Here is an 8,410-nt window from a genome sequence, read left to right on the forward strand (position 1 = left end):
TCGTACTCGTTGGAAGCAATGCCAATGACGACCATCGTTGCCTGCCGGCCCGGTAAGCACCGCCATCGGCTATGAATACCGGCGCGAAGCAGCTTATGACCACCCGGACCCATTCACTTCCAATCCGTCGGCCGTGCTGCCACTAGTGTCCGGCTCGCCGCAGGCCACCACCACGGCTCCTGCGCGCAATCCCACCACCGGCGACTATCACCTGAGCGAAGTGTACGCCGAGGTCAACGCGCCGCTGCTATCTAAAATACCGCTGGTGGAGCAGTTGGAACTGGATGCGGCGGTACGCTATTCGCAGTATTCAACCGTCGGCGGCAAGGCGACCGGCAAGCTCGGCCTGCTGTATCGCCCGGTCAAGCCGCTGATGTTGCGGGGCACCCTGTCGACCGGCTTCCGCGCGCCGTCAATTCTTGAGCTCTACCAAGGCGTCAAGAACACCAACTTCCAGGCAGTCGATCCATGTAATGGCGGCGGCGCCGGCAAAGTGGGCTGCGCCGGCTTGCCAGCTACCTATAACCAGTCACTCTACAACAGCGGCCTGATTCGCGGTGTCACCGCTGGCAATACCAACCTCAAACCGGAAAGCGCCGATACCTACGCAGTCGGCTTCACCTGGTCGCCGCCCCAGCTGAATGAGCTGAGCCTGACGACGGACAAATTCCGCATCAAGATCAAGGACGCTATCGCCTCGCAGACGGCGTCGCAAATCCTGTCCTCGTGCGCCCAAACCGGCACCTTCTGTGACCTGGTGCAGCGCGCTCCCAGCGGCGAGATCCTCAATCTCAACCAGACACTGGTGAACCTGTCGCGCATCGAAGTGTCCGGCATTGACGGCACACTGCGCTATGTCGCCGCGCTCGGCCACGGCAAACTGGATAGCTCGCTTGATGTCGCCTGGCTGCAAGCCTACAAATCCTATGTGCCGCAGCCCGATGGCAGCATTGTAGTGGACGACCGTACCGGCAAGGGTGACCAGGCGCGCTCGACCTTCCCACGCATCAAGGCGCAAGCCTCGGCCCGCTACAGCGACGCCACCTGGAGCGCCGGCTGGAAGGCCCGCTACATCGGCGCAACCACCGACATCGCAAACAATCCGATCAACGGCGGCCGTACCGGTGCCACGCTGTACCACGACATCCAGCTGGGCTATACCCTGCCCGGCGGTAGCACCAGCCTGGCGCTGGGCGTGGATAACGTGGCCGACAAGCAGCCGCCCGCCTCGGCCGCCAACAACCCGATCAATTTCGACATCTATACCTATGATGTGCGCGGCCGCTACTACTATGCCCGCGTCAACACCAAGTTTTGACCGCTCTTGAGCCACCACCGACCATGAAAGAAGACACTTTGCACGCCTCCCCTACTTCAGCCGAAAGCGTCAAACTGGCGCCGGTAGCAGCCCCTGTCATTGGCCGGCGCTGGGCGCTCGACCCGGTGATGATGTTTGCGGCGCTGGCCATCGCTGTACTGCTAACCTGGGTGCTGCCGTCCGGCCAATATGAGCGGCGCGGGGGCAGCGAGACAGCACTGGTGGTACCCGGCACCTACCGCGCCATCCCCAAGCTGGTCGATGCCAGCGCCTTGGCACCACAGGCGCAGACCGCGACACAGGCCGCGCCGTTGTCGCCGGCGGCGATTTTCACGGCGGTGCCGGCTGGCTTGGTGAAGTTGGCCAACCTGATCTTCATGGTGCTGCTAGGGGGGATGCTGGGCGTATTCCGCAGCACCGGTGCATTCGACGCTGGCATCGAGCGCCTGCTAGGGCTGACCGGCGGCCGTGTAATGGTGTTGACGCCGATCGTGATGATTATCCTTTCGGCCGGCAGTACCTTCCTCGGTATGATCACCGAGTACCTGATCGTCATCCCGTTGGTGATCGCGATTGCCGAGCGGCTGGGCATGTCGCGCCTGTTTGGCTTCACACTGCTGACGCTGGCTGCCAAGGTAGGCTACCTAGCCTCCGTCACCAATCCGCTGGCGCTGCTGATTGCCCAGCCGATCGTCGGCGTACCGGTGTTTAGCGGCGCGCTGGTGCGCTTCACGCTGTGGGCCATCTTCCTGCTGCTGGCGATCGGGTTCGTGCTGCGCATGGAGCCACGTCCGCGCAAGGTGGCGCCACTGGTCTCTAGGCCCCTGTCGACCAGCCACTTCATCATCATCGCCATCGTCTGCGGCGCGCTGGCGATTCTCGGCTATGGATCGACGGTGCTAGGGTGGCGCGACAGCCAGTTCGCCACGTTATATGTGGTGACCGCGCTGTGCGTTGGCCTGGCGGCACGCATGCCTGCCCGCGAAGGCGCACATGCCTTCGTCGAGGGCATGAATTCGATGATGCTGGCCGCACTATTGCTGGGCATGGCGCGCGGCGTCGAAATCGTGCTGCGCGAGGGCCGCATCCTCGACACCATCATTGCCTTCGCCTCGGACCAGGTGGCGCATCTGGCCCCGGTGGTGGTGGCACCCATCATCATGGGGCTGGAAATGGTGCTAACCTTGCTGATTCCATCCACCTCGGCCAAGGCCGCCTTATCGATTCCGATCCTGGGTCCGATCGGTGCCAGTGTCGGCGTCAGTGGCCAGACTACAGTACTGGCGTTCATCCTCGGCAATGGCCTGGTGAATATGTTTTCCCCGACATCGGGCATGCTACTGGCCTTCCTGGCCGCCGGCGGCATTCCTTATGGCCGCTGGTTCCGCTTGATCCTACCGCTGTTCGCTCTGTACACCGTAATTGCTACGGCCGCCGTAATGCTTGCCGTGATGCTGCACTATTAAACCGAGCTGCCCATGGAAAATGAATTCGATCCTCTCAACCTCAGGGCGCTGCGGGCGTTTTATGAAATCGTGCGCAACGGCTCGGTGACGACAGCGGCAATCCGGCTCGGCATGTCGCAGCCGGCCGTCAGCCGTCAGTTGCACCAACTGGAGCAAACTATCGGCTTCGAGCTGTTTCATCGTGACCACGGTCGCCTGCTACCCACGCCAGACGCGCTGTTGCTGTTTGAAGAGGTGGCGCTTTCGCTGAACGGCTTCCAGCGCCTCCAGAGCTTGGTCAGCGACATCGCCGGCTTCCGCCTGGGGCACTTGAAACTGGTCGCGCCACCAAGCTTTTGCGAAGGGATCTTGCCTGACATTATCGCCTCTTTTACCCAGCGCTTTCCAAAAGTGCGCTTCTCGATCGATTCGCATAACCGTGAAGTATCGAAGGCGATGATCGCCAACCGCAGCGTTGACGGCGGCTTCCTGATTTTGCCTCTGGAGCGCTCCGACCTGCGCGCCGAGAGCATCTGCAACCATCCGACGGCGTGCGTGCTGCCGGAAGACCACCCGCTGGCGGCCGAACCGGTACTGAACCCGCGCCTGCTCAAAGGCAGTCCGTTGATCTTGCTAGGATTTGGTCAGAATTCGCGCGCAGTGGTCGACACTGCCTTCATGCAAGCCGGTGTGCTGCCGAACGCGCGTATCGAAACCCACACGGTGGCTTCGGCCTGCGCGTTCGCCGCGCGCGGCCTGGGCGTAGCGCTGATGAACGGTTTGCTGGCCAGGCCTTATCTGCGCAACGGCCTCGTGCTGCGCCGCTTTGAGCCTGTGATGTCCAACGAATATGGCTTCGTAACTTCATCGCTGTCGACCCCCAGCCGCCTGCTGTCGGAGTTTCTGATCGACACTAAAAAATATTTCGCCGAACTCACACCGCCGCCACTGTAAGCGCGACACCGTGTCTATCTGAAGAAAGAAATTATGCAATCACCCACAACGTTGCGTGCTGCTACGCAGCCGTTCACATTGCACCACGTGATGGTGCCGATGCGCGATGGCATCCATCTCGCCACCGACATCTACCTTCCTCTCAACGCCCACGGCTTGGCCCGCCACCCGGCCATCCTTGAGCGCACCCCGTATGGCAAAAGCCTGCCGAGCCGCAGCGAAATCGATATGCAGTCAAGTACGCCGCTGACGCGCGCGCAAGTGGCATCTTACTTCACCCAGCGCGGCTATGTCGTGGTGTATCAGGATTGCCGTGGCCGTTATGACTCGGAAGGTGTCTTTGTTAAATACACCAGCGACGGTGAAGACGGTTACGACACCTGTGCCTGGATCGTCGCGCAAGCTTGGTCCAACGGCAAAATCGGCACCAAGGGCCTGTCTTACGCCGCCCATACCCAAGCCGCACTCGGCAGCCTAGGCGCGCCCGGGGTGGTCGCCATGTTCCTCGACTCGGGTGGTTTTTCCAATGCATACCAAGGCGGCATCCGACAGGGCGGCGCGTTTGAACTGAAGCAAGTCACCTGGGCCATCAAGCGCGCAATGGAAAGCCCGGCCATCATCAATGCGCCAGAGAAGGCGCGCCACTTGGCTGAACTGGACATTGCCGCATGGTTCCGCAGAATCCATAGCTGGTTGCCAGGCGACTCCCCATTGAGCGCCGCTCCGGAATACGAGCACTACCTGTTCGACCAGTGGCAACGCGGTGCCTTCGACGACTACTGGCGTCAGCCCGGCTTGTATGCCAATGGCTACCATGCCAATTTCCCTGCTGCAGCCAGCTTGCACATGTCGTCGTGGTTCGACCCGTATGCGCGCACTGCCATCGAAAACTTTCAGGGCCTGCTGGCAGCCGGCAAGGGACCATGCAAATTGATTCTTGGGCCTTGGACTCACGGCGACCGTTCGCGCAGTTGGAACGGCGACGTCGATTTCGGCGCGCAGTCTACGCTCGATGGCAACCTGGCGCAGAATTACCTGGCGCTGCGCCTGCGTTGGTTCGAGCGCTACCTGAAGCAAGAAACTAGCGCCCCCGATGATGCTGCCGTGCAGTTGTTCGTCATGGGCGGCGGTAGCGGCAAGCGCAACGCAGATGGCCGACTGGATCATGGTGGGCACTGGCGTAGCGAAGCGACATGGCCGTTGTCGCGCACCGTACCAGTCGCCTATTACCTGCATGCATCGGGATCGCTGTCGCCTGAGCCCGATGTCGAAGCACCGGGAACGCGCAAGTACACCTACGATCCGAGCAACCCAGTGCCAACCCTTGGCGGCGCCGTAACCTCGGGCGAACCGTTGATGACGGGGGGCGGCTTCGATCAGCGTCCGTTGCAGGAGCGGCGGGACATCCTTCGGTTCCAGACCGATCCTTTAGCAACCGACATGGAAATCACCGGCACCATTGAGGCGCGACTGTGGATCGCTTCCAGCTGCGTCGATACCGACTTCACGCTGAAGCTTATCGACGTCTACCCGGATGGATACGAACTGATCCTTACTGACAGTATCATTCGCTGCCGTTATCGCAATAGCTGGGAGCACCCCGAGATGTTGACTCCGGATACCATGACGGCGGTGACAGTGACTGCCAATCCGGTCAGCAACCTGTTCAAGGCTGGCCACCGGATTCGCCTTGATATAGCGAGTAGTAACTTTCCGAAATACGACGCAAATCCAAACACAGGCGGACCCGAGGGTCCCGGGGGAGCGACTAGGATCGCAATTAATACATTGTATTGCGGTACCAACCATCCGTCGCACGTGATCCTGCCGATAATTCCAGCACCTGTTGTCAAGCTAAATCCTGGGCGATCTCCGTCACTGTCCTGACCCCGCGTACCGCTTCCAGGCCGACCTTGGCCTTGAACTCCGCCGTGTGTATCGTCCGCCAGACGAGCGAGCGGCCCCCTCGCCTGAGTAGCCCGCCGCCCGTCGAATGTGATCAAAACCGAAATAGGCCTGATGCCCCTTTCCGATTCCTGCCGCTTCTACTTAGCAGGGAACATTGCATGGCCGTTCGGTGATTTGTCGGCGGGCACCTCTTCTTGAAGCACATCCCAATGCTCTACCACTTTGCCGTTTTCGATACGGAAAATGTCGACGCCCACCATTGGCTTTGGCCCCCAACCTGTGTAGCGGCCATGCACCATTACAAAATTTCCCTTGTTCATGGTCAGACCTTGCTCGTACTTGAAGTCCGGTCCAAGCTTGCCGATAATTTGGCGTAACACAGCATGCCCGTCTGGTAGTGTGGGATTGTGCTGAATCATCTGGGTCCCCCAGTACTGTTCAACCGCATTCAGGTCTTTGTCGAAAAACAGCGCGTGCAGATAGTCCGTGACAAGTGCAGCGTTATCTTTAGGTGTCGCTCCTTGCGCGGATTGGAAGAACATGAGACCGGCGCTAAAACTGATACTCAGGAGGATGGTGCTGAGATTTTTTTTCATGATAAGCCTTTAGTTGAAGATGATGCGCAACATGCGCCAGTGACTGCACGGAAGCGTATGAGATTGATCTATCAGCTTCCGCGTCACCGTATGAATAGCTTATGCGTTGCCATCTCACCTCGGTAGTCGGAGTTTATGCAATGCACTGTTCCACCTGCAAGACAATCACTTTTGCTTGCCGCTGGTTCGGGGAAGATGAAAGTGAAGGAGGCCCGGATCGTCGCGTTTTAATGTCCGAGGTCAGTCCGGACTGCCGAGAGTGGCAGATTGCCTTCTAGCGAACGTTCGCGTGAAGATGGCGAGTCTTTTACTCATCGAAGATCAACTGAAGAGGGTGTGCCGGGATAAAGGCGGAAATGACACATAAGCCTAAAAGTAATAAGAGATCAAATCTTCATATCCCATAAGCACTTTGGGCGGACGCAATTTATGCCGGATGTTTGGCGTTGTATCTATCATCACGGGCTTTGCGCGCCTCAGTGATCTTGTCCATTTGCTCTTGCATGCAAGCGTCGCGGTTCCACTCACCTTCCGCCGGTTCCTCAATCGGCAATCCGGCATGTTTGCGAAGCTGCTTGGCGAGGTCCGAAATGGCCAGGCCAAGTTCGGCATAACCATAGCGCCGCGCCCAGAAAAATTCGGTGAATTTCGGCGGGTCATCAAATTCCCATGAGCCGGCAATGTGATTGTCCAGTTGCTCGATACGATATGGCAGATTCAAAATGCCGTACATCAGCCGTGCCGGCAGCACTTTCCAATCTAAGCCCAGGCCCAACGGGTCAAACGTCGGCGTTTCTATGGTCGGCTCATAGGTTTCGCCGTCCTGCGCGGCTGGACGCCCTTCACAGGTGCCATCGTCTAGCGACACATGCATACATTTGTTGGCCAACCTATCCAGGTGGGCAACGACAAGGATGGCCAGGTAGCCTGACTCCTTTTCGACGCGCCGACGTTCGCGTTTGTCCTCTCTGCGAGTCGTCATGTAGCCGCCTAGTAATACCCCGCCCAGGCCGGCGCCGGCCGTAATCAGGCTCTGTACGATGCTCCATTCATCAGCCATTGTGCTCTCCCATCGATTTGAGACGAGCGGCTTGTCACAGGCGTGGCCGCTACTCAAAAACGATTAATCCGATTCAAAAACCGTTACGAGCCGCCGGTTTTAAACAAAAACGCTTAAAACGTTAGCTCCGTTGCAACGCGCAGTTAGTTCATGGAACGCCAAAAATCGTTGATGCTTCCGATCGTGGATACATCGATGCCCGCATCGCTGGCAACCTTCACCTGTGCATCCCTGGCAACCGCCCGCCAGTTCTCCGCTGTGAAGTCGTTCGGTCCGCACGGTAGAAACTTTTCCTTCCAGCGCACAGTCTTGAACAGTGCCCGCATGTGCAGGTCCGATGGCGGCAGACTAAAGCCAAGTACCACGACTCGGTCAGCGCTTGAGACGGCTCTGTATGTCAGTCCAAGCATTTCACGAAAATAGCTCGATATCAGATACGTGTCTTTGTTGAGGATCGGAGGCACGATCACTGGCGTAGGTCGTAGTAAATTCCACACGCGGCCACGCTTTATGTCTAGCCTATGCGGGAAACAACTACCTGCCGTTTATGCTGGCGCCGTACCAGGTGCAGCGTCCCTTGCTGCTGAACTGTCTCAGTTTGCTCAGTCTGGAATCGACATCTGCCGACCAGTCGCTCATCGACGCGATTCGCTTCGTCTTGGCCCATCGCCAGAGCCATCGTGAAGCGTTGTCCATCGCCGGAACAAACATCAATCTAAAGTGGATACCGGAAAAATGGCGCAAGCTGGTTACTGGTCAGCGCACCGTTGACCAGGTTTCCGAGGTGAGCCGAAAATATTTCGAGCTCTGCGTGCTTACCGAAACAATGCGGGAACTGCAGTCTGGCGATTTGTAGAGGGTCGGCCGGGATTCGTGTAAAAAACCTCAAATACTTATGTAAGCCATTGATTTTAATGTATGTTCCGGCTCTGGGTCACGTCGTTTTACAGCCAAGTTATCGATTCGCCGCTTTGGCGCGTATCCCCAGGTGCAGTATGTCAGACGAGCTATAGTCGAATCTGGTGTACGGGCTGAAATCTGCAGGCGGGGATGAGGCGGTGGAGATTTTGTTGGAAAATTTGATTGTCGAGATCAAAACCAACCAACAGAGGAAACTCCACCATGACGA

8 protein-coding genes are annotated in these 8,410 nt (G+C 58.4%); 5 read left to right on the top strand and 3 right to left on the bottom strand.

Annotation, left to right across the window (positions count from 1 at the left end):
• Positions 1 to 37 precede the first annotated feature (37 nt).
• The 4 genes from GTP44_RS20430 to GTP44_RS20445 are packed head-to-tail and all read left to right on the top strand — an operon-like array spanning position 38 to position 5,604.
• Positions 38 to 1,318 (top strand): TonB-dependent receptor domain-containing protein, encoded by a 1,281-nt coding sequence (locus tag GTP44_RS20430; RefSeq protein WP_161020853.1) that lies wholly within the window; start codon positions 38 to 40, stop codon positions 1,316 to 1,318.
• A 23-nt stretch (positions 1,319 to 1,341) separates the two neighbouring features.
• Positions 1,342 to 2,784 carry a YfcC family protein gene (locus tag GTP44_RS20435; protein WP_161020854.1) on the top strand — a complete coding sequence of 481 codons (1,443 nt, stop codon included), beginning with the start codon at positions 1,342 to 1,344 and terminating at the stop codon, positions 2,782 to 2,784.
• A 12-nt stretch (positions 2,785 to 2,796) separates the two neighbouring features.
• Positions 2,797 to 3,717: a LysR family transcriptional regulator gene (locus GTP44_RS20440; protein ID WP_161020855.1), complete on the top strand. Its 921-nt coding sequence runs from the start codon at positions 2,797 to 2,799 to the stop codon at positions 3,715 to 3,717.
• 33 nt (positions 3,718 to 3,750) lie between these two features.
• On the top strand, positions 3,751 to 5,604 hold the full coding sequence (locus tag GTP44_RS20445) for a CocE/NonD family hydrolase (protein ID WP_161020856.1): 1,854 nt from the start codon (positions 3,751 to 3,753) through the stop codon (positions 5,602 to 5,604).
• A 158-nt stretch (positions 5,605 to 5,762) separates the two neighbouring features.
• Here GTP44_RS20445 and GTP44_RS20450 read toward each other — a convergent pair whose 3' ends face one another.
• From GTP44_RS20450 to GTP44_RS20460, 3 genes are all read right to left on the bottom strand, one after another.
• Positions 5,763 to 6,221, bottom strand: coding sequence for a nuclear transport factor 2 family protein (locus GTP44_RS20450; protein ID WP_229257000.1), 459 nt, complete (start codon positions 6,219 to 6,221; stop codon positions 5,763 to 5,765).
• Positions 6,222 to 6,648: 427 nt separating this feature from the next.
• Positions 6,649 to 7,281 carry a hypothetical protein gene (locus tag GTP44_RS20455; protein ID WP_229257001.1) on the bottom strand — a complete coding sequence of 211 codons (633 nt, stop codon included), beginning with the start codon at positions 7,279 to 7,281 and terminating at the stop codon, positions 6,649 to 6,651.
• A gap of 143 nt (positions 7,282 to 7,424) precedes the next feature.
• Positions 7,425 to 7,607: a hypothetical protein gene (locus GTP44_RS20460; RefSeq protein WP_161020857.1), complete on the bottom strand. Its 183-nt coding sequence runs from the start codon at positions 7,605 to 7,607 to the stop codon at positions 7,425 to 7,427.
• Positions 7,608 to 7,828: 221 nt separating this feature from the next.
• Between GTP44_RS20460 and GTP44_RS20465 the strand changes: the two genes are divergently transcribed.
• Positions 7,829 to 8,137, top strand: coding sequence for a hypothetical protein (locus GTP44_RS20465; protein ID WP_161020858.1), 309 nt, complete (start codon positions 7,829 to 7,831; stop codon positions 8,135 to 8,137).
• The last annotated feature ends 273 nt before the right edge of the window (positions 8,138 to 8,410 follow it).

This window comes from Duganella lactea (assembly GCF_009857505.1).
In the GTDB taxonomy this organism is placed as follows: Bacteria; Pseudomonadota; Gammaproteobacteria; order Burkholderiales; family Burkholderiaceae_D; genus Rugamonas; species Rugamonas lactea.